General features: G+C 68.7%; 19 protein-coding genes. 6 read left to right on the top strand and 13 right to left on the bottom strand.

Translation table 11 applies throughout. From position 1 onward, the window contains the following. Window positions 1-97 precede the first annotated feature (97 nt). Both AB0J04_RS18685 and AB0J04_RS18680 read left to right on the top strand, forming a co-directional pair. A complete protein-coding gene (locus AB0J04_RS18685; RefSeq protein ID WP_363169566.1) occupies window positions 98-1,147 on the top strand; it encodes a rhamnogalacturonan acetylesterase in 1,050 nt (349 codons plus the stop codon). Between the two features lie 90 nt (window positions 1,148-1,237). Beyond that, window positions 1,238-3,022 (top strand): DUF2264 domain-containing protein, encoded by a 1,785-nt coding sequence (locus AB0J04_RS18680; protein WP_363169565.1) that lies wholly within the window; start codon window positions 1,238-1,240, stop codon window positions 3,020-3,022. Here AB0J04_RS18680 and AB0J04_RS18675 read toward each other — a convergent pair. After that, the gene (locus AB0J04_RS18675; RefSeq protein WP_363169564.1) at window positions 2,967-4,352 is read right to left on the bottom strand and encodes a hypothetical protein; all 1,386 of its coding nucleotides are present in this window, start codon (window positions 4,350-4,352) and stop codon (window positions 2,967-2,969) included. The genes AB0J04_RS18680 and AB0J04_RS18675 overlap by 56 nt on opposite strands. A gap of 190 nt (window positions 4,353-4,542) precedes the next feature. Between AB0J04_RS18675 and AB0J04_RS18670 the strand changes: the two genes are divergently transcribed. Together AB0J04_RS18670 and AB0J04_RS18665 are read left to right on the top strand one after the other, a co-directional pair. Continuing rightward, the gene (locus AB0J04_RS18670) at window positions 4,543-4,914 is read left to right on the top strand and encodes a VOC family protein (RefSeq protein ID WP_363169563.1); all 372 of its coding nucleotides are present in this window, start codon (window positions 4,543-4,545) and stop codon (window positions 4,912-4,914) included. A 191-nt stretch (window positions 4,915-5,105) separates the two neighbouring features. Continuing rightward, entirely contained in the window at window positions 5,106-5,903 is a 798-nt protein-coding gene (locus AB0J04_RS18665) for an isocitrate lyase/phosphoenolpyruvate mutase family protein (protein ID WP_363169562.1), read from the top strand. A gap of 31 nt (window positions 5,904-5,934) precedes the next feature. Here the strand turns inward: AB0J04_RS18665 and AB0J04_RS18660 are convergent, their stop codons facing one another. Then, window positions 5,935-6,531, bottom strand: a complete 597-nt coding sequence (locus tag AB0J04_RS18660; RefSeq protein WP_363169561.1) for a WHG domain-containing protein — start codon at window positions 6,529-6,531, stop codon at window positions 5,935-5,937. A gap of 46 nt (window positions 6,532-6,577) precedes the next feature. Further along, a complete protein-coding gene (locus tag AB0J04_RS18655; protein WP_363169560.1) occupies window positions 6,578-7,144 on the bottom strand; it encodes an endo-1,4-beta-xylanase in 567 nt (188 codons plus the stop codon). Between AB0J04_RS18655 and AB0J04_RS18650 the strand changes: the two genes are divergently transcribed. Beyond that, window positions 7,110-8,435 (top strand): MFS transporter, encoded by a 1,326-nt coding sequence (locus AB0J04_RS18650; protein ID WP_363169559.1) that lies wholly within the window; start codon window positions 7,110-7,112, stop codon window positions 8,433-8,435. The two genes, AB0J04_RS18655 and AB0J04_RS18650, sit on opposite strands and share 35 nt — an antisense overlap. Window positions 8,436-8,851: 416 nt before the next feature. Here the strand turns inward: AB0J04_RS18650 and AB0J04_RS18645 are convergent, their stop codons facing one another. The 10 genes from AB0J04_RS18645 to AB0J04_RS18600 all read right to left on the bottom strand — a co-directional run bounded on the left by AB0J04_RS18645 (window position 8,852) and on the right by AB0J04_RS18600 (window position 21,203). Then, window positions 8,852-9,652 (bottom strand): ABC-2 family transporter protein, encoded by an 801-nt coding sequence (locus AB0J04_RS18645; RefSeq protein ID WP_363169558.1) that lies wholly within the window; start codon window positions 9,650-9,652, stop codon window positions 8,852-8,854. A gap of 5 nt (window positions 9,653-9,657) precedes the next feature. Continuing rightward, the gene (locus AB0J04_RS18640) at window positions 9,658-10,461 is read right to left on the bottom strand and encodes an ABC-2 family transporter protein (RefSeq protein ID WP_363169557.1); all 804 of its coding nucleotides are present in this window, start codon (window positions 10,459-10,461) and stop codon (window positions 9,658-9,660) included. Further along, window positions 10,461-11,456, bottom strand: coding sequence for an ATP-binding cassette domain-containing protein (locus AB0J04_RS18635; RefSeq protein WP_363169556.1), 996 nt, complete (start codon window positions 11,454-11,456; stop codon window positions 10,461-10,463). Before AB0J04_RS18635 ends, AB0J04_RS18640 begins: the two co-directional genes overlap by 1 nt. Window positions 11,457-11,616: 160 nt before the next feature. Continuing rightward, complete coding sequence (locus tag AB0J04_RS18630; RefSeq protein WP_363169555.1) at window positions 11,617-14,589, bottom strand: glycoside hydrolase family 2 TIM barrel-domain containing protein; 2,973 nt, start codon at window positions 14,587-14,589, stop codon at window positions 11,617-11,619. Between the two features lie 12 nt (window positions 14,590-14,601). After that, window positions 14,602-15,417 carry a carbohydrate ABC transporter permease gene (locus tag AB0J04_RS18625; RefSeq protein ID WP_363169574.1) on the bottom strand — a complete coding sequence of 272 codons (816 nt, stop codon included), beginning with the start codon at window positions 15,415-15,417 and terminating at the stop codon, window positions 14,602-14,604. A 77-nt stretch (window positions 15,418-15,494) separates the two neighbouring features. Beyond that, window positions 15,495-16,460 (bottom strand): sugar ABC transporter permease, encoded by a 966-nt coding sequence (locus AB0J04_RS18620; protein WP_363169554.1) that lies wholly within the window; start codon window positions 16,458-16,460, stop codon window positions 15,495-15,497. 20 nt (window positions 16,461-16,480) lie between these two features. Then, window positions 16,481-17,743, bottom strand: a complete 1,263-nt coding sequence (locus AB0J04_RS18615; RefSeq protein WP_363169553.1) for a sugar ABC transporter substrate-binding protein — start codon at window positions 17,741-17,743, stop codon at window positions 16,481-16,483. Window positions 17,744-18,028: 285 nt separating this feature from the next. Then, entirely contained in the window at window positions 18,029-18,490 is a 462-nt protein-coding gene (locus AB0J04_RS18610) for a hypothetical protein (RefSeq protein ID WP_363169552.1), read from the bottom strand. 46 nt (window positions 18,491-18,536) lie between these two features. Beyond that, window positions 18,537-19,790 (bottom strand): ROK family protein, encoded by a 1,254-nt coding sequence (locus AB0J04_RS18605; RefSeq protein ID WP_363169550.1) that lies wholly within the window; start codon window positions 19,788-19,790, stop codon window positions 18,537-18,539. A 162-nt stretch (window positions 19,791-19,952) separates the two neighbouring features. Continuing rightward, the gene (locus AB0J04_RS18600) at window positions 19,953-21,203 is read right to left on the bottom strand and encodes an FAD-binding protein (protein ID WP_363169549.1); all 1,251 of its coding nucleotides are present in this window, start codon (window positions 21,201-21,203) and stop codon (window positions 19,953-19,955) included. A 163-nt stretch (window positions 21,204-21,366) separates the two neighbouring features. Here AB0J04_RS18600 and AB0J04_RS18595 point away from each other — a divergent pair, with 163 nt between their 5' ends. Continuing rightward, on the top strand, window positions 21,367-22,686 hold the full coding sequence (locus tag AB0J04_RS18595; RefSeq protein ID WP_363169548.1) for a radical SAM protein: 1,320 nt from the start codon (window positions 21,367-21,369) through the stop codon (window positions 22,684-22,686). Window positions 22,687-22,931 lie beyond the last annotated feature (245 nt).

Genomic DNA, 22,931 nt, shown 5'->3' with positions numbered 1-22,931 from the left:
GGCAATCTTGTGAAATCGATCCAAGGTCTAGAAAGCGCTTGCCAGAGGCGGTACCGTCCAGCCGCCAGCCCCTGTTGTCGTGACGGAGGAGCCGCAAGTGAGACGTTTCAACATCGCCGTGCTGGCGGCGCTGACCCTGACCGTCGGTCCGACGGCCGTACCCGGCACCGCTCACGCCCACGGCGGCCGCGTGCCCCTCGGCAGCGACAACTGCACTGTCACCGCATGCCACTTCGACGTCCCGGCCGGTACCTACGACGTGAAGGTCATCCTCGGCGGCGACACCGCGTCGAGCACCGCTGTCAGCGGAGAGACCCGACGCGCCCTGCTCCCGGAGACCGTCGTCCCCGCCGGCGAGCGCGTCATCCGCAGCTTCACCGTCGACGTCCGCAGCCCCGAGGGCGAGCCGACGGGTGCCGAGGGAACTCCCGGCCTCGACCTGGTACTCGGCGGCTCGGCGCCGGCGCTGGCCGACGTCATGGTCACCCGCGCCCGGCCCGCCCGGCAGATCTTCCTCATCGGTGACTCCACGGTGTGCGACCAGCCCGCCGACCCGTACACCGGGTGGGGGCAGCAGTTGCCGCAGTACCTGCGCAAGGGTGTCTCGGTCGCCAACCATGCGGATTCCGGGGAGAGTACGGTCACGTATCTGGGGAACCCGCAACTGTGGGAAACGGTTCGGCCGCTGATCCACCCCGGCGACCTCGTCCTGGTCCAGCTCGCCCACAACGACAAGACGACCGACGAGGCGACCTATCGGGCGAATCTTGAGACGCTGGTCGCGGGAGTGCGTGAGGAGGGCGGTCGCCCGGTCCTCGTGACCCCCATCGTGCGCCGCTGGTTCAACGCCGACGGCACGCTGAACAATGGAACAGCCCTGCTGGTCAATGGACTTGGCGTCGACCATCCGGCAGTCATCCGCTCCGTGGCCGCCGCGCGGCACGTACCGCTCATCGACCTCACCGCCAAGACCAAGACGCTGGTGGAGTCCCTGGGCGTGGAGGGCTCCAAGGCTCTCTACCTCTACAACGAGAAACGCGACAACACGCACACCTCCGTGAACGGAGCCACGGTCTACGCGGGCCTGGTCCGCGATGAACTCGTCGCCCAGCATCTGGTGCCGAGAGGCACCGTGCGGGTGGGATGAACGCCTGGGGGCGTCCCGACCGGAACCGGGACGCCCCCAGGTCCTGGCCTCCCCAGGCTCCGACCCGACCGCGAACGAAAGAAACAGCAGATGCACCTGCCCCCGCCCGACCCCGCCCGCAGCCCCCGCACCGGCTACACCCGCGCCCACTGGGAGGCGGCCGCCGACGCCCTGCTGGCCGCGGTGGAGCCGTACGCCACTGGGGATTACGCTCTCTACCACTTTCCTGGCAGCCGAGAGAGCTGGTCGGGGCGTCTCTCCGACGGCCTGGAGGGATACGCCCGCACTCTGCTGCTGGCAGCCTTCCGCCGCGACGAGACGGCGCTGGAACGCTACGCAAACGGTCTCGCGGCCGGTGTCTGCGACGTCTGGCCCCGCATCGAGGACCGCAGCCAGCCCCTCGTCGAGGCCGCGTCGATCGCCCTCGCACTGCGACTGACCCGTCCGCTGCTTTGGGACCGCCTCGACGACGGCGTGCGACAGCGCGCGGCCGCCTGGCTCGGCGACGCGCTGACCGCCGAACCCTGGCCTTGCAACTGGGAGCTGTTTCCGGTCACGGTAGGCGGTTTCCTGGAGTCGACAGGCCACCAGCCGGAGGCCTCCCGCAAAGCGATCGACCGCGGCCTCGAGCGCATCGAGCAGTGGTATGTCGGCGACGGCTGGTACACCGACGGCGCCGGCCGCGCCTTCGACTACTACAACGGCTGGGCGATGCACCTCTACCCGGTCCTGCACGCCTGGCTGGCCGACGACCCCGATCTGCTCACCCTCTACGGCGGCCGACTCGAAGCGCATCTCGCCGACTACGCCCGCCTGTTCGGCGGCGACGGAGCCCCCATGCACCAGGGCCGCTCCCTCACCTACCGTTTCGCCACCACCGCCCCCCTGTGGCTGGGCGCCCTGACCGGCCACACCCCGCTGACCTCCGGCGAGACCCGCCGCCTGGCCTCGGGCGCGTTGAAGTACTTCCTGGAACGGGACGCCGTCGACGAACGCGGCCTGCTGACGCTCGGCTGGCACGGCCCCGATGGGTCGGTCCTGCAGGGATACTCGGGACCAGCCTCCCCCTACTGGGCGAGCAAGGGTTTCCTCGGCCTGCTGCTCCCGCCGGAACACGAGGTGTGGACGGCGCAGGAGGAGGCCGGACCGGTGGAACGGAAGAATGCGGTGACACCCTTTTCCGCCCCCAACTGGCTGCTGCAGTCGACGAGCTCCGACGGACTGGTACGCCTGCACAACCACGGCAGTGAGGACGTTCGCTACGACCCGTACTACACGCGGTTCGCGTACTCCACGATCACGCGGCCGCTGGACTCGCCACCCGACAACGCCGTCGTGGTCGGTGGCGACCCGCGCCGCGAGGGCATCGTCCCCCTCGGGGTGGGGGAAGGCTGGGCGGCCTCCCGGCACGCACTGAGCTCCGGCGCCGAGGTCATCAGCCTGGTGGTCGCCGACGGCGCGGTGGAGGTGCGAGCGCATCTGGTGGCCGGCGCAGCGCCGGGCACGGAGGTGCAGGTCACGGGCTGGCCACCGGTGGAGCACGAGGACGAGCACGGGCACGAGGCCAGGACCCTGCGGGCCGACCTGGTGCCGGTGTACGGGCTGACGGGCGCCGCCGCGCTGTCCGGTGTGCTGGGGGAGGTGAGGGACGGCCCCGCGACGCTCTTTGTCGCGCTCGCCCGGCTCACCGCAGAGCCGGACCCGCTGCCCCTCCCGGAACTGGTGTCCGTGGAGGCGCAGAGGATGGTGTCCGACAAAACTCAGGGCGCTTTCGACCTGAGCGTCCGCTGGCGGACGGGGTCGGAGTCCCACTTCCGTTTCACGGCTTCAGACGAGCGATCCGCAACGTGGTCGTGGTCGGTGAAGCCCCGGTGAGCGCCTTCGCGTAGGTCGGCGTCACCGGCGTGTACGCCCAGGTCAGCGTTCCGTCCTTGAGGACCGCGATGTCGCCGGTGATGCGGGTGCTCACCACGGTGTCCGCGCTCTGGAACTTGCCGTTCCAGTCGACGAGACGCAGGTGGGTGCCGGTGAAGGTCCCCGTGCAGGTCCCGCTCGCGCACTTCGCGCTCTTCAGGGACTCCCATGAGACGAGCAGACGGTCCTTGCCGTACGGCGCGACGTGCACGTCGACGTTCTCCGTGCCGACGGCGCCGGTGAGGTACACGGCTTTACCGGGACCGGAGTTGCGGTTCTTCATGAAGGCGAGCGCGACCTGATGAGTGCTCGTCTTCGCCTTCACCGTCCAGCCGCGGCCGCTGGCGTCGTCCGGGTTCTTCTTCGCCGAGGCGGCTCCACGGGAGGCGAAAGCGGTTACGTAACGGCCGGTGGACGACTTCACGAGGTCACCCGTGCGGCCGGGGAACGTACCGCCGCAGTACCCGGCCCAGCACTGCTCGCGCTGCACCACCGGAGCCGTGTCCGGGGCGCCGATCCCGGTCGACACGAACAGCCCTGAGCGCCAGTCGTCGAAGCAGACGGAGGTGAAGGCGCCGGAGGTCTCGGCATGCAGGGCGATGCCCTCGTTATGACTGCACCCCCAGCTCCAACCGCCGCTGAGCTTCGCTCCCTTGGCGCTGACGTACGCCATCTTGTCCCCGTAGTGCCCGTCGGCGAAGCCGCCGGCTCCGTGCACGACGAAGTAGGCGCCGTACTTCGTGCCGTTCCAGGTGAGCTGTCCGTCGAGCAGCGGGGCGGTGTCATGGGAAGCGGTACCGGTGAGTTTCGTGCGGAACGTCTGCTTGGCGCCCGTGTACCGGACGATCGCGGCAGCCGTTTCCTTCCACTTGTTCGTGTCGGCGACGCGGGTGAGCAGTGCGAAGCCGTCGTTGTGTGCGACGAGGCCGCCCACCTCCTTGGCGCCCTTGACGACGATGTCGGCGCCCGAACGCTTCCCGGCCGCGCTCAGCGGGGTGACGTGGACACCGTCCGCCGCGGGCCAGGCGACGCGGAGCGTGCCGTTCGGGGCCACCGCGGTGGCCGTCCGTGTCCACTCTCGCGTGTTGTTGTAACCGGCCGACAGATAAGGGAACTTGGCCGCGAGAGTCACGGCTGTCGTGGTGGGGGTGAGCTTCGGAGAGGTCGTCGCCGCCCCGGCGGTGGCCCACCACGCGCCGGCGAGCAGCCCGGCGGCCGCGAGGGCTCCGATCGCGGGCTTGCGGGCCGCGCGGATACGGCGATGGCGCGTGGTGCGTCGTGCAGATGTCATGGCCTGTGGTTGCCGCGGGGCAGCGGAAGGTTGCCGCGTCGCATGGATCCCCGTGACACCGAGGTGGCGAACGTGGGTGGGATGAGGACCGGGCCGGACGGGCTCGGCCCGGTGGACGCCTCGGTCGAAGTGCGCGAGGGGCAGGGATACTGCGTTGCGGTGCGTAAGCGGTGTCTACAAGAATCCAGGCATGACATCTGCGATCCGGCACGTGACGATCAAGAGTTCCGACGCCTACTCCCTGGGGAGCTTCTGGTCCGAGGTACTCGGCGAGCCTCTCCATGAGGACGACCATCCGGGAGACGAGGAAGCACTGATCGAGGGCGCGGGTCTGCTCTTCGTCACCGTCCCGGAGGCCGAGAGCCAGAAGAGCCGAATCCATGTCGACATCCAGCCCCAGGACCGCACCCGCGAGGAGGAGGTCGAGCGTCTGCTCGCCCTCGGCGCCACCCTGGTCGACGACCGCCGCAGGCCTGACGGCACGGGGTGGGCGGTCCTCGCCGACCCGGAGGGGAACGAGTTCTGCGTGGAGCGCAGCGCCGGAGAACGCGCCGCCGCCTGAGGCGCCGCCGCCTGAGGCGGCGGCGTCGGAGTCGGCGGATCCGGAGGGGGCGCTTCGCCGGAAACAGGCCAGCGGAAACACCTTTGGGGAAACACGCGTGGGAAACCGGTCGAGAGCAACGAATCTACGGAGACCGGTCTGCGGAAACCGTTCGGCGGTGGCCGAAAGGATGCGCCTTTAGCGTGCGTTGTATGTCTGTACCCAGAGCGACCCCGAACCCGTTCTCAGGCCTCCACCGCGCCGGTACTCCCCTCCTCCTGCCCAATGCCTGGGATCACGCCTCCGCGCTGGCCATGGCGGGCCAGGGTTTCCGGGCCATCGCTACGACGAGTCTTGCCGTAGCAGCGGCTGCAGGAGTGCCGGACGGAGCGTCGGCGACGCGGGACGAGACCCTCAGGCTCGCTCTGGTTCTGGGCTCGCAGCCCTTCCTGCTCTCTGTCGATGCGGAAAGCGGTTTCAGCGAGGATCCGGACGAGGTGGGGGAGTTCGCGCGTCAGCTTGCGGCGGTGGGCGTCGTCGGCATCAATCTGGAGGACGGCCTGGGGGCGGTCGACCGGCACGCGGCGAAGATCGCGGCCGTGAAGTCGGCTGCGCCCAGCCTCTTCGTCAACGCGCGCACGGACACGTACTGGCTCGGCGAACACGACGAAACCGAAACCCTGTCCCGGCTCGACGCCTACCAACAGGCAGGAGCCGACGGCGTGTTCGTGCCCGGACTCACCGATGCTCGGGAGATCGCCGCGCTCGTCGAACGGCTCGACAAGCCGCTCAACATCCTTTACTCGCCGACCGGTCCGACCGTCGCCCACCTGACCGACCTGGGTGTCAGCCGTATCAGCCTGGGCTCGTTTCTGTACCGGCGGGCCTTGGGCGCGGCGCTCGATGCGGTGGACGAGATCCGCGCGGGGCGCCAACCGGGTGGTCGTACGCCGACGTACGAGGACGTGCAGAGTCTCGGCGCGGGCGTCGCCCTCGCCCGTCACATCTGACCTGCCCTCGCCCGTCATATCTGACCTGGCGTCAGCTTCCGGCTTTGTGCTCCCGCGGCCAGTGGGTGAGTGCCATGTGCAGAGCGTCGATCGCTTTGTCCCACGACCGCTGAACATCTCGGGGCGCGCCGAAGCCGCCGCCTGCCTCCAACAGGCAGTACCCGTGAAAGGCGCTGCGCAGCAGGCGGACGGCGTCGGTCAGGTCGGGCTCGTCGAGACCGTAGCCGCGGAGCATCCCGTAGGTGATTTCGGCGGTTCGGCGTAGGGCGGGGGAGTCGGCCGCGAGTTCCCGGTCGACGTCCGGGTCGATACGGATCTGGGTGGCGGCGTACCGGCCCGGGTACCGCAGGGCGTACTCCCGATAGGCCCCCGCGAAGGCGACCAGGGCTTCCTTGCCCGCGAGTCCGACGACGGCCGCGGCGATCCGGTCGATCATCTCGCCGCCGACGAGCAGCGCGAGCCGTGTCCGCAGCTCGCGGAGGTTTCTGACATGGGAGTAAAGGCTCGCGTCCTTGACCCCGAACCGTCGGGCCAAGGCCGAGATGCTGATGTTGTCGAAACCGACTTCGTCGGCCAACTCGGCGGCGGCTTCGACGAGGCGGTCGGTGGTGAGGCCGACTCGTGGCATGGGGGACCGCCTTGTGCGCTCGGACTTCGAGGTATCAGGCAGAATCCTATGGCTTACGCAGGTGGGAGGCTGGAGGACAATGCCGCCGAGAGTTGCGGAACCGTTTCCCGCGCCTGATCGCAGGTACGTCGGGGTCGGCGGTGTGCGCCCAGCGCAGCGCGTTGGCGATGTAGCCGGTCCCGAGCCTGTCCTGCCACAGCGAGCTGCGCATCGAACCGTCTTCGCTGAAAGCCTCGTTGACCACGTCCCAGGCGTACACCTTGCCCTTGTAGCGACCCATCTCGGTGTCGATGGGGCTCTTGAGGATGGTGTTCAGCTCAGTTGTGGAGAAGTTTCCGTTCCTCAGCCAGGACGGCAACTGCGCGTACCAGACGAGCGTGTGACCGCGTACGCCCTGGTTGTGGGCCGCAGAATGGGCCACCAGCCGGTCCGCGGCTTCCCGGTGCGTGGGGCACGGCTGCTCCTCGAGGAGTGGGGATACGGGTGCTTCACCTGTGTCGCCACCGACGAACGTAAGGTTGCCGGGGACTTGAGAGGTGCCGAGTGCGTGAGAGGGGTCGCAGCGGTTGGCGTACAAGGTGCGGAGCAGCCGATTCCGGCAGCCACGGGACATCGCCTCCGAAACCGGTCTCCCGCTCTGGCGACAGCGGAACTTCGGGATCTTCTGGGTCGCGCAGACCCTTTCCTTCCTCGGTGACTCCTTCGCCCTGATCGCTCTCCCGCTGCTCGTCCTCCAGATCACCGGCTCGCTCGCCCGCATGGGTCTGCTCACGGCGGTCGGCGGTGCGGCCTCGGTCGTGGCGGCGGTGTTCGCCGGCACGGTCGTGGACCGGGTCGACCGACGCCGACTCCTCATCGGCTGCGACCTCGTGCGCATGGTGCTGTACGGGCTGATCCCGCTGGTGTGGATGTTCGGGCCGCGCATCTGGCTGCTGTACACCGTGCTGCCGCTGTGCGAGGCCGTCGGCATGCTGTTCGCGGTCGGTTACGTAACGGTTGTCCGTGGCCTGGTCGGCACCGGACAGCTGACCGAGGCCAATGGACGGCTCAACGCGACCGCCGCCGCGGCAGGCGTGCTCGGCCCGCTGTGCGCGGGAGCGCTCGCCGCCTGGACCGGTCCGGCGGCTGCCGTCGGCGTGGACGCGGCCAGTTTCGGCGTGTCGGCCGCGTGCCTGTCCGTCGTACGGATCGCCGGACGGCCGCCGGACGACACGTCGGGGGAGCGGCAGAGGAGACGGCCTGCGGAGTGCGAACGTTCCGCAGCGCCCGAAGGTCCTGGGCAAGGACCGGGTGAGCGGGCCGGGCTGTGGCAGGACCTGCGGGTCGGCGTGGTGTTTCTGTACGACCATCCCGTACTGCGTGCGCTGACCGGGTTGCTCTTCGTCTTCAGCTTTCTCACGCTCGGCCTGAACGACCTCGTCATCTACCACCTCAAACACGACCTCGGGCGCGACGACGGCATGGTCGGATCCGTCATGGCGGCCGGCGCGCTCGGAACGATCGTCGGCTCCCTGCTCGTGGCCCGGGTGCACCGCCGGTTCGGCTTCGGGCCGACCTGGACGGCTGCGGTCGCGGTGAGCGGCGTCGCCGTCGCGGGACTGGGGTGGGCGCGGGACGTTCCGGCCGTCGGGGCTCTCTGCGCCGTCTTCCTGGGTGGCACCGCCGTGGCGGGCACCTGCTCCATGTCCCTGCGTCAGGCCGTGACCCCGGAGCCGCTGCTGGGCCGGGTCACCTCGGTCTTCTGGACCCTCCAGTACGCGGCGGCTCCGGTGGGCGCGGCGGTTCTGACCTGGGCGGCGGAACGGCATGGCACCGCACCGGTGGCGGCGCTGGCCGGCGGGGCCTGTGTGCTGATCGCTGCCGTCGCCCTGGCGACACCGGTACGGAAATTCGGGCGGGAGTGACTCCGGGGCAACGGCCGCGAGGCTCGGCAGCCGGTGCTCACCCGCCCGACCAGGCCGTTGATCAGCCTTGATACGGTCACATCACCCCCGCGCGGACGGTGCGGGAGGAGTGCTGCCCGTCAAGCGGCCCGTGCTGTGCGCAGGCGTCGCACGTCACGGACAAGCGCGTAGGACGCGATCAGGAAGAGCACGCCTCCAGCCACGGTCCAGAGAGCCGATGCTCCGGAACGCCACTCACGAACGGAGCCGGTGAGCAGCACCATGGTGGCAAGGACACCGAAGGCAGAGATCAGAGCGCTGGTGGGGTGGGTCACGTGGACGGCATCAACGATGATCCCGGCCGACGGGAGTGATCTGAGCGAAGCGGTCCGGAGGCCGGGTCCCTGCGCCGGCTCCGTACGCGTCCACTACGGGTGTCATCCGTTCACCCCCGTGTAGTGCCCCAGGCTCCACCGCCAGAGCAGCCGTGAGCCGAGGTATGCCAGCAGGCCCAGCAGCGGGGAGGCCGCGGCCAGCCAGTAGGGGACGCCGGTGTCGTGGCCGTGGCCGGTGAGGACGGCGGCCGGGAAGTACGCGACGAACGCGAGCGGGAGGCCGTACGTCAGGAGGCCGCCCACCCCCTTGGGGAGCACGTTGAGCGGATAGCTGCCGAACGTGCCGAGGAGTTCCTCCAGCCAGCGGCCCCAGTAGTCGGCGGCCGGGAAACGCAGTGCTGCGGAGGCGAGCGCCGTGAAGAGGGCCGCCTCCAGGAGCATGCCGCCGAGCACGGCCGCGATGAGGTAGGAGGTCCGGCTCGCCGTCCAGTCGAGGTTGCTGCGGCTGAGCGCGCCCACCATCAGACCCACCGCGACCGTGAGGTCTCCGATGGCGTTCGTGGGGAACATGCGCAACTGGACCTGGAGATGGACGGACATCGGGCGCACCAGGCAGACGTCGATCTTGCCTTCCTGGATGAAGTAACCGATTCCGTGCACGCGTCCGAGGAAGAGGACGAACAGACCATGGGCGAGCATCCGGGTCGCCGGGATGAGCAGCACGTCCGAGCTGTCCCAGCCGCCCATCCCGCTGAACCGGGTCAGCAGTACGGTCGCGAACACGATCACCGAGACCTGCCAGACCGCACCGATCGCGACCATCATCAGGAACTCGGAACGGTATTCCAGCTGGGCGCGGAAGTTGAGACGGGTGATCCGCCATGCGAGGCGTATGGCTTTCAAGAGCGTCAGCCTCCCTGTGAGATGACCTGCCGGGCGGCGAGTCGCCACACCAGCCGGGTGAACAGGGCCAGCGCCACCACCCAGGCGGCTTGCACCAGCAACGCGGGGCCGGCGTCCGCCAGCGGGATGCGGCCCACATAGAGCGACAGCGGCACGCTCAGCGTGGCCTGGAAGGGCAGGAAACCGCTGAGAGTGACGAACCAGTCGGGGAAGAACCACAGCGGTGCGTACACCCCGGACAGCAGATTCTGCGCGAAGAGCAGGATGAGCATCGCGGCGTTGTTGCGCAGGGTGAAGAAGCACAGTTGGTCGATGGCCAACATCACGTAGTACAGGACCCACTGACCGAGCAGCAGGCTCAGCGCGAACACGCCTGCCACGGCCGCCGAGGCAGGCGGTTCCACCACTCCGGCGGCGAGGCAGACCACGTAGCCGGTCAACGCCCAGGCGAATCCGTACAGTTGCTCGCCGAGGGCGCGCAGGGCGTAGTAGCGCTGGGGCGACAGGGGGCGCAGGTACCAGTAGACGATGGTTCCGAAGTGCATGTGCTGGATCACGGTGTCCCGGGCCGCGTACTGGTCCAACTCCCGCAGACGGGACGCCAGTACAGCGAGTACGGCGTACGTGACCGCCTGGTCGCGGGTCATTCCGGCGGTAGTGCCGGTGTGCGCGTACAGTCCGTGCCACAGGGACGCCACCAGCACCACTTGGACTGCCAGCCGCAGCAGGGCGGCGGTCATCCGGGGCGGTGTGTGCAGCTCGCCGAGCGGGGTGACACGGGCGGCCCGCCAGGCGTGCAGGACCGTCATCAGGCGTCCCCGGCCTGTACGTACGCGGCCCGCATGACGTCCTCCAACTCGGCCTCGTCCAGGGCGATGTCGGTGACCTCGTACCGTTCGATGACCGACTTCAGCGCCTGATGCACCGTCGGCGCGCCGGATCCGTCCGGACCGAAAACCACGCGTGAGCCTTCGTGTCGCAGCAGCGTGATTCCCGGCAGTGCCACGACCTCGGTGTGCGGATCGGCGAGGGTGGCCCGCACCTGCCAGGTGGAGCCGAACTTGCGGCGGATCTCGTCGAGAGTGCCGTCCAGGACCAGCCGGCCGTGGTTGATCAGCACCACGCGCTCGGCGAGCCGCTCGACCTCCGTCATGTCGTGCGTGGTCAACAGGACGGTGCGGCCCCGCTGTTCGACCTGGTGGCGCAGGAACTCGCGGACCTGCTCCTTCACCACCACGTCCATCCCGATCGTCGGCTCGTCGAGGAAGACGACGGGCGGGTCGTGGAGCAGGGCCGCGGCGAGATCGCAGCGCACGCGCTGGCCGAGGGAGAGGTGCCGCACGCGGGTGTCCCAGAAGGTGGAGAGCTCGAGAAGTTCGTCGAACTCCCGCAGTCGGATGGCGTGTTCGGCCTTCGGAACCTCGTAGATGTCCCGCAGGATCGCGAACGACTCGCGCACCGGAAGATCCCACCACAGCTGGGTGCGCTGCCCGAACACGGCGCCGATGTTACGGGCGTTGCGTTCCCGCTCCCGGTACGGCACCACACCCGCGACGCGCGCCTCGCCGGAGGTGGGGGTGAGGATGCCGGTCAGCATCTTGATGGTGGTGGACTTGCCGGCGCCGTTCGGGCCCAGCAGGGCGAGGAGTTCGCCCCGGGACACGTCGAAGGAGATGTCGCGGACGGCGTGCTTGGCGACCCGCTCCGGGTTGACCAGGGAGCGCAGGCCTCCGACGAGGCCGGGCCGGCGGACGGTGGTGTGGAAGGTGCGGGACAGGCCGTGCACCTCGATGCTGCCGATCACTCGTTCAACCTCCAGTGAAGCGCGGCCGGCCGGCTGGGGGCCGGCCGGCCGCGGGAGACGTCGTCACCGTGTCGGAATGTCGATCAAATGGTCAATCGATTAATCGGTGGTCCGAGTCGGTTGATCGGTGTCGGTCGAGCGACGCCGATCGAGCGCACGGTCAATCAGTTGCAGTGAACACGAACGAGAACTCGGCGCTCGCTGCGTTCAGGAAGTACTGCGGCAGCGGGCCGGGGCCACAGGACTGGGAGCCGACGCCGTGCTGACCGTGGTCGAGGTTGACCCACACCGTCCCGCCCGGGACCAGGTCGGTCAGGTGCCGGGCGGCGTCCAACTGCTCGGTCGTCCAGCGCCGTGCGGTGAACCAGAACTCCGGGTCGCCCTCGACGCGCAGCCCGCCGAGCTCTGCCCAGCGGACGTCGGCACGGGCGCCGTTCTCCTGCGGACGGACGTACGGCGTCTGCATACTGTCGACCGTCGACTGCCAGCGGCCGACCGCAGACGATGTCCTGCTGTCCGGATACGCCTCGCCGGGGCCGCCGCCGAACCACGTCACCCGGTCGGCCTCGGACAGTCCGAAGCGGACGCCGAGGCGAGGGAGCGGCACCGTCCAGTCGCCTTCGGGGGTCACGGAGACGGTCAGCCGTACACGGTTTCCGTCCGACGTCCACCTGTATACCGTCGACAGTCCGATCTCCCAGGCGGCCGGCGCCACCCGGGTCCGTATCGTCAGCGCGTCCGCCCCGGCCTCGACGGCGTCCAGGCGGTGCCGCATCCGGTGCAGGCCCAGCTTGCGCCACAGGATGCCGTGCCGGACGTCCGACTGCCAGGGCGCGCCGTCGTCGTTGTCGGTAGGAGCCCGCCAGACGTCCAGGCGCAGCCCGGTCACCGCCACCGAACCGATGCTGCGCAGCTCGCCCGTGCGGGCGTCGAAGGAGGCCGGGCCCAGGGTGATGAGCCGCTCACCGACGACCGGTTCGACGGCTGCGGCAACCGACGGCAACGCCCGCACGGCGACGGGCACTTGTCCCCACGCCACCACATGCCCCGCAGGCGCCCAGTCGGTGTCCTCGGCCAGTACGGCCCGGACGGTCCATCCCGTCTCCGCGCCGGCCGGGGTGTCGGCCGGCGGCTCAGGGAGCTTCACGTCGGCCGACCGGCCCGCCGCGAGCGCCGGCACCGCGAGGCCGCCCGAGTCGACGCTCACGCCGTTCACCTGGAACGCCCATGTGAAGGCCAGTGCCGACAGGTCGGCGAAGTCCTGCTTGTTGGTGACGCGGACGGTGCCGCCGTCGGAGCCGTCGAGGGCGACCGGCTCGATCACCTTCTTGAACTCGACCAGGCCGGGGGACGGGGTGCGGTCGGGGAAGAGCAGGCCGTCGCAGACGAAGTTTCCGTCGTGCAGTTCCTCGCCGAAGTCGCCGCCGTAGGCGTAACCCAGCTTCGGGTGCTTGATGCCGTGGTCGATCCACTCCCAGACGAACGCGCCCTGGAGGCGGTCGTGCGCCTCGAAGATCCGCTGGTAGTAGGCCAGTCCGCCGGGTCCGTTGCCCATCGCGTGGGCGTACTCGCAGAGGATGAAGGGCAGTTCGCGTCGCCTGAGCGTGCCGCCGTCCAGCCCCCGGCCGATCCGCTCGACCTCCTCGTGGAAGGCGTACATGCGTGAATAGACGTCTGTGTCACGGCAGTTGACGTCACCCTCGTAGTGCACGAGGCGCGAGGCGTCACGGCCATGGATCCACTCGGCCATCGCGGTCAGGCCGCGCCCGGTGCCGGCCTCGTTGCCGAGGGACCAGATGACGACCGACGGGTGGTTCTTGTCCCGTTCGACCATCCGCGCGGCGCGGTCGAGGAGGGCAGGGGTCCAGCGGTCGTCGTCGACGGGGTTGTCCCGCCAGTCCTGCTCGACGAATCCGTGGGTCTCCACGTCGCACTCGTCGATCACCCACAGCCCGTACTCGTCGCACAGGTCGAGGAAGGCCGGGTGGGGCGGATAGTGCGAGGTGCGGACGGCGTTGACGTTGTGCCGCTTCATCAGCAGCACGTCCTCGCGCATCGTTTCCAGGTCGAGTGCGCGGCCCGTCTCCGGGTGCCATTCGTGGCGGTTGACGCCCTTGAAGAGGATCGGCCGGCCGTTGACCTTGATCAGACCGTCCGCCAGCTCGACGGTACGGAAACCGATGCGCAGGGGCACCCGCTCGCCCGCCGTCACCAGCTCACCGTCGTACAGGGTGGGCGTCTCCGCCGTCCACGGCCGAACCGGTACCGTAACCGTTTCTCCGGTCGCGACATCGATGTCGAGAGCCGGCACGGTCACCCGGCCGTCGACGTCGGAGTCGACGCGCAGGGCGCCCTCCCCCGTGACATGGTCGTACGAGGCGTGCACGAAGAAGTCGAGCACGCTGCCCGCCGGTCGGTGCAGCAGCGTGACGTCACGAAAGATGCCCGGCAGCCACCACTGGTCCTGGTCCTCCAGATACGAACCCGCCGACCACTGGTGGACACGGACCGCGAGAACGTTTCCGCTCGGCTTGAGCAGATGTCCGACCGCGAACTCGTGCTGGAGTCGGGATCCCTTGAACTCGCCGAGGTCGGCGCCGTTCAGCCAGACGCGCGCGCAGGACTCGACACCGTCGAAACGGAGAACGAAACCGCCTTCGGAAACGCCTTCGGAGCTGCTTTCAAAGCCACCCTCGGAACCGCTTTCGCAACCGCCTTGTGAAGCGTCGGTCCACCCCTCGGGCAGGTCGAAGACCCTCAGATGGTCGCCGGTCGGGTTCTCGGTCGGGACCCGGGGCGGGTCGACCGGGAAGGGGTAGAGGTGGTTGGTGTAGATGGGCGAGCCGAAGGCGCCGTCACCCTGTAGAACCCAGTGACCCGGGACGGTCACCTCCGCCCAGCCGCCGGCGTCGTACCCCTCCTCCGCGAACGAGTCGTCCTCGGCATCGGCCGTCGCCGACACCCGCAGCCGCCAACGTCCGTTGAGGGAGAGGGACTTCGCGTCCGACGACGCGTACCAGGCGCGCGGCGGAAGAGCCCCGTTGCCCGGCGAGACGTCCTCTACATAACCGATGGATCCAGGTTCCCCCGCCCGAGGGGATCCGAGAGCGGGGGAGGTGGTGCGGAAAGACATCTGTCTCCTAGCTCAGCCCTTGATGCCGGTCTGCGCGATCCCCTGCACCAGCCAGCGCTGGAGGAAGAGGAACACGAGCAACAGGGGCAGGATGGAAATGGCCGTGGCCATGAAGATCAGGTGGTAGTTGACGGTCTGGTTGGTCATGTACGACGACAGCGCGACCTGCACCGTCCATGCGCTGGGGTCCTGGCCGATGACCAGGGGCCAGAGGAAGGAGTTCCAGCCGTTGATGAACGTGATCGTGGCGATCGCCGCGAAGAAGTTCAGCGAGTTCGGCACGACGACCCGCCAGTAGGAGCCCCAGTAACCGAGTCCGTCCACGCGTGCCGCCTCCTCCAGCTCCTTGGGGAACCCCAAGAAGTACTGCCGGAACAGGAAGCAGGTGAAACCACTGAAGAGGCCCGGGATGATCAGACCGCGGTAGGAGTCGATCCAGCCGAGGGACGACACCAGCACGAACCCGGGCACGAACGTGACCGCCGTGGGGACCATCAGGGTGAACAGGACGGCGTAGAAGACCTTGTTGGTGTGCCGGAACGGGATGCGCGCCAGTCCGTAGCCGGCCAGCGAGCACACCAGCAGGACGCCGACGGTGTGCAGGACACCGACGATCAGCGAGTTCACCATCGCCTGGCCGAAGTCGACCGTCGGATCGTCGAAGGGCTCGGTGATGTTGCCCCACTGGATGTCGGTGGGGAAGAACTTCCACTCCTCTCCGGTGATCTCGGGGTCTGTGGAGAAGGCGTTGCGGATCAGTACGTAGAACGGGACGAGGAAGAGAAGCCCGGCGATGCCGACCGCGATGTACAGGCCGACGGAGTTCATCACTGCACCGCGCCGGTTGCCGCGGGGTGTGGGCGACTGCCGTGGCGCGGCGTCCTGCGCCTTGGCGACGGTGGTGGTCACTTGGACTCGTCACCCCTTCCGAATCCCATGATCTTGCCCTGGAACAGGGTGATGACGACGATCAGCAACGTGAGGATCACCGCGCCCGCACTGCCCGCGCCGTAGTCCTGGTTGTCGCCGAGGGCGGTGTAGTAGAGCTCGACGAGCGGTGGCCGCCCCCAAGTGGTCTTCGACAGCAGGTTGAAGAACTCGTCGAAGGCCTGGTAGGCGGCGATCAGCAGCAGCAGGATGACGGCCGTCGAGGTCGCCCGCAGCTGCGGCAGCGTGATGTACCAGAAGGTCTGCCAGCCGGGCTTGGCACCGTCGAGCGAGGCCGCCTCGTACAGTTCGTCCGGGATGTTCTGCAGCGCGGCCAGGAAGAGAATCATGTAGAAACCGGACTGCAGCCACAGCCTCGCGCTGACGATGACCAGCCAGTACCACGGCGGGTCGGGGTTGGCGAGCCAGGCGATGTTGTCGACGCCGAACCAGCCGATCACGGTGTTCGCGAGACCGAAGCGGACGCCGTTGAAGATGGACATCTTCCACACGAGGGAAGCGGCTACGTAACTGCACGCCGTCGGGAGGAAGAAGACCGACCGGAAGAACGCCCGCATGAAGCGCAGCCGGTTCACCATCAGCGCCAGGCCGAGTGAGAGCGCCCAGGTGGTGGGCACGATGATCGCGGCGAAAACGGTGAACGTGAGCAGAGCGCCGGTGAAGTTCTGGTTCTCCAGCATGAACCGGTAGTTGTCGAACCCGACGAACGTGCTGGGAGTGACGGTGAAGCGGGCCTCGAAGAAGCTGAGCCAGAGGCTCCAGCCGATCGGGACATAGACGAAGACGAGCAGGCCGATGAGGAACGGCCCGGTGAAGAGCCAGAAGTTGAAGGTGGCACTGCCCCGCAGCCCCCGCCGCGGTCTGGCCTTGGAGGACTTGGCCGGGGCGGGGCGCTCGAGGTCGAGCTTGGTGGTCGTCGACATGTCGAGGTCCGTCCGCCGGCCTATCCGAACAGCTTCTTGAGTTCGGCGTCGACCGCCTTGTCGCACTTGTCGAGTGAGGCCTCCGGGTCACCGTCCTTGCGTACGGAGTCGGCGAAGACGTCCTCCGTCGCCTTGATCATGGCCTGGGTCCAGCCGATCTTGTCGAAGTGTCCGTAGTCGGTGAAGAGCTTGACGCCTTCGGCCGGCAGGCCGGACTTGAGCTTCTCGGCGGACGCGGCGATCGAGGTGCGCGGCGGGACGTGGAAGCCGTAGGAGAGGGCCCAGTCCTCCTGGTACTCCTTCTGGTCGATCCACAGCCACTTCACGTATTCCTTGGCCTCGTCGACCTTGTCGCCCTTGGCGTTGACGAACATCGACCAACCGCCGTTGTAGACCGAAGGCTTGCCCGCGTCGCCGACCTTCGGGAAGGCGAAGATGCCGAGGTCGTCGCCGAGCGCCTTCTGCATGGCGGGCATCGCCCACATGCCGCAGAACTGGATGGCGGTGAGGCCCTGGACCAGTGCGGACGGGTCCCAGTAGTCGGCCGGGGCGTCGAGAAGCAGGTCGCCGCTGGTGAACAGCTTGCGCATCTGCTTGAGGCCGGCGACGACGCCGTCCGTGTGGTAGGCGGGCTTGTTGTTGTCGTCGAGGGTGTCGGCGCCGGCCGCCCAGATCATCGGGCGGATGACCGCTTGCAGCGTGTTTCCGAGGTAGACGCCCTTCACCTTGTCCGTGGTGAGCTTGGCGGCGGCCTCGAGCAGCTCGTCGAGAGTCTGCGGCGGCTCGACGCCCGCCTTCTCCAGCAAAGACTTGCGGTAGAAGAAGAACTGCGGGTCGTCGATCATCCGGATGCCGTAGATCTTGCCGTCCACCGTGTGCGACTGGATGTCGGCCTGGTTGAAGTCGTCCTTGACCGGCTCGATGAGGTCCGTCAGGTCCGCCACCTGGCCGCTCTCGACGAGCTGGATCTGCGGGTGGAACTCGAACAGGTCGGGCGCGTTGTCGGTGAGCAGGGACGCGAAGAGCTTGCTCTCGAAGTTCGAGCCGGTGATCCACTGCGTGGTGACGCTCGCGTCCTTGTAGGCCTTCGCGTACCGCTTGATGGCCTGCTCGGTGCCTGCCTCGCCGTAGGCGTGGAAGTACTGGACGAGGTTCTTGCCCGAACCGCCGCTGCTTCTCCCGTTGTTGCCACCGCATGCGGCGAGGGTGCCGGCCGCGGCCATGCCCGCGGCGGCGCGGAAGAGGGATCGGCGGGACCAGTTGCTGTTGCTCATTGCCGACATGGTGACGTCCTTGTCTCGAGTACGGCTGTGGCTCAAGCGCTTCAGCGCCGGGTGGCTCAAATGGCGCTGCGGAGCGGGACGTTAACCTTCGGCTAAGGCTTCGGCAAGGGGTTGGGCGAAGCCTGTTCGAAGCGTTGTGATCGGTTCGGGATGGCGAACGGGCGGGGGTTGCGGCGTGTGTGCAGAGCGGTTGTGGACGGGGTGACGCTGCTGCGCTGAGGAGGGTTGAGGGCCGCCGGTGTCAGGGGCCGGCGGCCCTCGGTCCAAGGGGTGAACCCTGGACGGCTATTGCCTGACCCGGGCCTTTTCGGCCTCGGCGGCACAGTTGCGGGGGATCGCCTTCGAGCTGTGGACGGTCGCGCGCGGCGCGGCGGCGTCGAAGATCGTGTGACCGTAGGCGTCCGGGTGCATGCCAAATGCAGCGCCGACGATCCGGCCGCCGGTGTTCATCGGCCGGCGCCGAGCGGTTTCACCGGATGCGGTATCGGTAGCGTTTGCGGCGGTGTCATCGATGGCCGCAGCTGGGGCCGCACCGGTGGATCCGGCTGTCGGGGACCGCCCTGAACTCCCCAGTGTGAAACACCCGTTGCCGGTGATCGCGTAAGCGGTTACGACGGTCGTGTGGGGTAAGTCCGCCACGTCGCCATGGGTGGCCGCGCCGGCCGTGTCGGCCGCGGTGGTGACGCTGCTCGCGCCGGGGGCGCGGACGGAACGGTCGTGCCGGTCGTGCCTGTCGGTGCGCGTCAAAACTGCCTCCCTTCCGGGCGTGGTGCAGACGGTGCGGCCGGTCGGCTCATGAGGGCGGTGCGGTACGGCTCCTCACCCGTGCGGGGATGTCGCGTTTCGCGTTCCTCTGCCCGACGGACTGCAGCGCCCCTTCGAGCGCGAACGTCGCCGCACCCAGGCAGGCCGGGTCGGTGGGGATCGGGGAGAGGACGATCCGGTTGGCGGCCAGCGGCCGTTTCAACGCGTGGCGGGCGACGGCCTCGCGCACCTCGTCGAGGAGAGGTTCGCCGAGCCGGGCCGCGACCCAGCTGCTCAGCACGACCACCTCGGGGTTGAGCACATTCACCAGGTTGGCGATGCCGGCGCCGAGGTAACGGGCCGTGTCCCGTACGACCTTGACGGCCACGGGCTCGTCGGCGGCGACCCCGGCGGCCAGGGCGTCGATCGTGGCGGTCTGGTCCTCGGGGTGCAACAGCGGGCTGCGCGGGCTGAGTTCGCGGAGGTTCTGCATGATGCCGAGCGCCCCGACGTACGTCTCCACGCAGCCGTGGTTGCCGCAGCGGCACAGCCTGCCGTCCAGCACGAGCGTGGTGTGGCCCCACTCGCCGGCGCTGTTGCTGACCCCCCGGTGCAGTCCGCCGCCCAGCACCAGCCCGGCGCCGACGCCGGTCCCGAGGTTGACCACCACCGCGTCCTGGTGCCCGCGCGCCGCCCCGAACCACAGCTCGGCGATCGCGCCGGCGCGCAGCGGGTTGTCCAAGTAGAGCGGATACGCGATGTGTTCGGAGAGCAGGTCGAGCAACGGCACATCGTGCCAGTCCCAGTTGGGCGCGTACTCGGAGATGCCCGTGGCGCGGTCCACCTGCCCCGGCACGCTCACCCCGACGCCGAGCACGCGGGCGGCCTCGACCCCGGCCTGCGCGACCACCGAACCGGCGGCCGCGGCGACATGGGCGACCACCTGCTCCGGACGACTCTCGCCGGGCCGCATGTTCTCCTCGGCGCGCGCCAGCACGTTCAGCGCGAGATCGAACAGCTCGACATGGACGTACGTCTCCGCGATGTCCACGCCGATCAACGCGCCCCCCGACGCGTTGACGGCCACGAGGCCTCGGGGGCGGCCACCCGCCGAGTCCTCGAACCCGACCTCGGTGATCATGCGGAGGTCGAGCAGCTCACCGACGAGGGTGGCGACGGTGGCGAGCGAGAGACCGGTTGCCGCCGCCAGCTCCTGCCGGGAGGTGGGCGAGGCGGCGACGATCTGACGCAGCACCTCGTAGCGGTTCGCGGTGCGGATGTCGCGTGATGTGCCGCGCTTCATGGAACGTGCCCCCTCATCCCTGCCGTCCCTTCCGTGCCGGGCGGGCCCGCTCTGCGACGGCACCGGCGCCGCGTCAGGCTATGGGGTGCCACACCGTTCGACAAGGGGTTAGGAAAGGGGCTTTATAAAGTCGGGCGAAAGTTGAGGGAAAACGGTCCCGAGTCAGCTCTCCAGGACATCCCGGACGAAGGCGTTGGTGAACTTCCCGGCCGGGTCCAGCACTCGCGCCAAGGCCGTGAAATCGTCGATCCGGGGGTATCGCGCGCGCACCACGCCGGCCGGCGTCTCGAACACCTTGCCCCAGTGCGGCCTCGGCTCGAAGGGCTCCAGCGCCGCCTCCACCGCCCGTACCGCCGGCAGTACGGCGATCGTGTCCGCGATCCAGGTGAAGTGAAGCGCCACCGTGTCCCGCCCGTAGGACGGGCTCATCCACTGCTCGTCGGCGGCCACGGTCCGGACTTCGCAGATCTGCAGTACACGGGAGACCGTCTGCCGGATACCGTCGATTGCATACAGCGCCTCGGTGGCGTGCCGACGCGGCAGCAGGTACTCGCTCTGCAGTTCGCTCCCGCTGCTCGGGGTGAACTCGGCCCGGAAGTGCGGCAGTCGCTCGTGCCACGGCCCCGGCACCCCGAACTGCTCGGTGCAGTTCACCGCGGGCATCCCGGGCACCGGATGCAGCGCCTCCACGGCGGGAGCGGCCCACGGGAAGTCGGCGAGAGGCTCGTCCGTGCGCCGCTTCAGCCACACCTGTCGGAAGCCGGGAGCACCCCAGTCGGTGAACAGGCTGACGCTGTACGCCGCCCCGGCGACGGTGTCGAAGTCCAGCCCGTCCAGCGGCAGTTCGGTGAACACATGCTGCTCGACCCCGTAGCCGGGCTCCAGGTCCAGGACAAGAGCGGTGACGACGCCGAGGGCGCCCAGCGAGGTGACGGCACCGTCGAACCGCCGGTCGTCGCGCCCGACGACGACGGTGGAGCCGTCGGCGGTGACGATCTCCACCTCCCGAACGGCGGAGGCGAGCGAGCCGTTCCCGACGCCCGACCCGTGCGTACCGGTCGCCACCGACCCGGCGACCGAGATGTGCGGCAGGGAGGCCATGTTCGGCAGCGCCAGCCCGTGCGCGTGCACCCGGCGCGCCAGCTCCGCGTACCGGATCCCGCCCCCTACCCGCACGGTCCGGGCCGCGGTGTCGACCTCGACGCCTGCGTCATCGCTCAGGGCGCCGAGCGACACCAGTACCCCGTCGCCGCCCGGCTCGGCGATCTCGTTGAACGAGTGCCCACTGCCCAGCACCCGCACCCGCCCGCTCCCTGCCACGAGCGAGCGGAGCGCGTCGAGAGAGTGAGGGCGGTGCAGTTCCTTGGCGGTGAAGGTGATGTTGCCGGCCCAGTTGGAAACGGTTTCGGTCATGAGACTGCTCGCCCTCCCGAAGAGATCGAGAACCTGGATTTCCCAGGTGGAACCTACCTTGCCGACAACACGAGGCCCCCCGCCCCCACCCGAGTGCCGCCGGGGGCATACCGTGAGGAGTCGTACGCCTGAGCCGGGAGGCCAGAGCCGGGAGGAGAGACGGATGGGCAGCCGCACCGCGCTGGTCGAGGATCTGATGGAGCGGTTTCCGCATGTTCCGCGGGAGGCCGTCTTCAAGGAGGACCTGCTGCGTGGAGGTGTGGCCTTCGACCCCTTTGCCCTCAGCGACAACGAGTCGGGCGAGGTGAAACCGAAGTCGTACTTCATCTTCTCCTTCGACCACGGCACCCTGCCCGAGCTCGGCGAGGCCGCGCTGCGCCGCCCGCCGGAGGAGATCATCCTCACCGGCGGCCCGTACGACCTGCGGCGCACGGTCGTGTCGGTCCGCGTGAATCCGTCCTCGCCGTATCGGGTCGCGGCGGACGGCGACGGCCTGCTCGGTCTCTATCTCGACGGAAAGCGCATCGCCGACGTCGGTGTGCCGCCGATGCCGGAGTACTACCGGCACAAGCTCTCCAACGGAAAATCCGTCATGGAGGTCGCCCCCACCATCCAGTGGGGCTATCTCATCTATCTCACCGTTTTCCGCGTGTGTCAGTACTTCGGCGCCAAGGAGGAGTGCCAGTACTGCGACATCAACCACAACTGGCGCCAGCACAAGGCGGCCGGCCGGCCTTACACGGGAGTGAAGGACGTCGAAGAGGTCCTCGAAGCGCTGGAGATCATCGACCGGTACGACACCCAGCGGGCGTCCACCGCCTACACGCTCACCGGCGGCGCGATCACCAAGACCGTCGCCGGACGCGACGAGGCCGACTTCTACGGCCACTACGCCAAGGCCATCGAGGAGCGCTTCCCGGGCCGCTGGATCGGCAAGGTCGTCGCCCAGGCGCTGCCCCGTGACGACGTGCAGCGTTTCAAGGACTACGGGGTGCAGATCTACCACCCCAACTACGAGGTGTGGGACCGGCGACTGTTCGAGCTGTACTGCCCGGGCAAGGAGCGCTACGTCGGCCGCGACGAGTGGCACAAGCGGATCCTCGACTCGGCGGAGATCTTCGGTGCGCGCAATGTCATCCCCAACTTCGTCGCGGGGGTGGAGATGGCCGAGCCGTTCGGTTTCACGACCGTCGACGAGGCCATCGCCTCCACCACGGAGGGACTGCGGTTCTTCATGTCGCAGGGCATCACGCCCCGTTTCACCACCTGGTGCCCGGAGCCCACGACCCCGCTCGGCAAGGCCAACCCGCAGGGTGCGCCGCTGGAGTACCACATCCGGCTGCTGGAGGCCTACCGCGCCACGATGGACGAGTTCGGGCTCTCCTCGCCGCCCGGCTACGGCCCGCCCGGACCCGGCCGCGCGGTCTTCTCCGTGAGCTCCTTCATGGACAGCCTTCCGGCCCAGGACGCGGCGACCGCATAGCCCGGGACGCGGCGACCGTACGGTCCCCGCGTCCCCGAGCCGGTGTCGAAACATGGTGCCGGCGTTGAGCGCAGCGCGGTCCGCGTCCGTACAGAAGGTTGGAGTACTGGGCGCGGCCGCCCCTGTTGTGCTGTTCCGCTGTCCTGTTCTGCTGTCTTGACATGACATCTGAACAGGGCGCTTGTCAGTTGTGTTGGAAACGTGAAAAGCTCTGCCCCTGCCGCGAGGTTCCCCCCAACTCCATT

The organism is Streptomyces sp. NPDC050263 (assembly GCF_040655955.1).
Lineage (GTDB): Bacteria > Actinomycetota > Actinomycetes > Streptomycetales > Streptomycetaceae > Streptomyces.
Note: the sequence above shows the minus strand (reverse complement) of the source record. Positions and strands in the feature narration are given on the sequence as shown.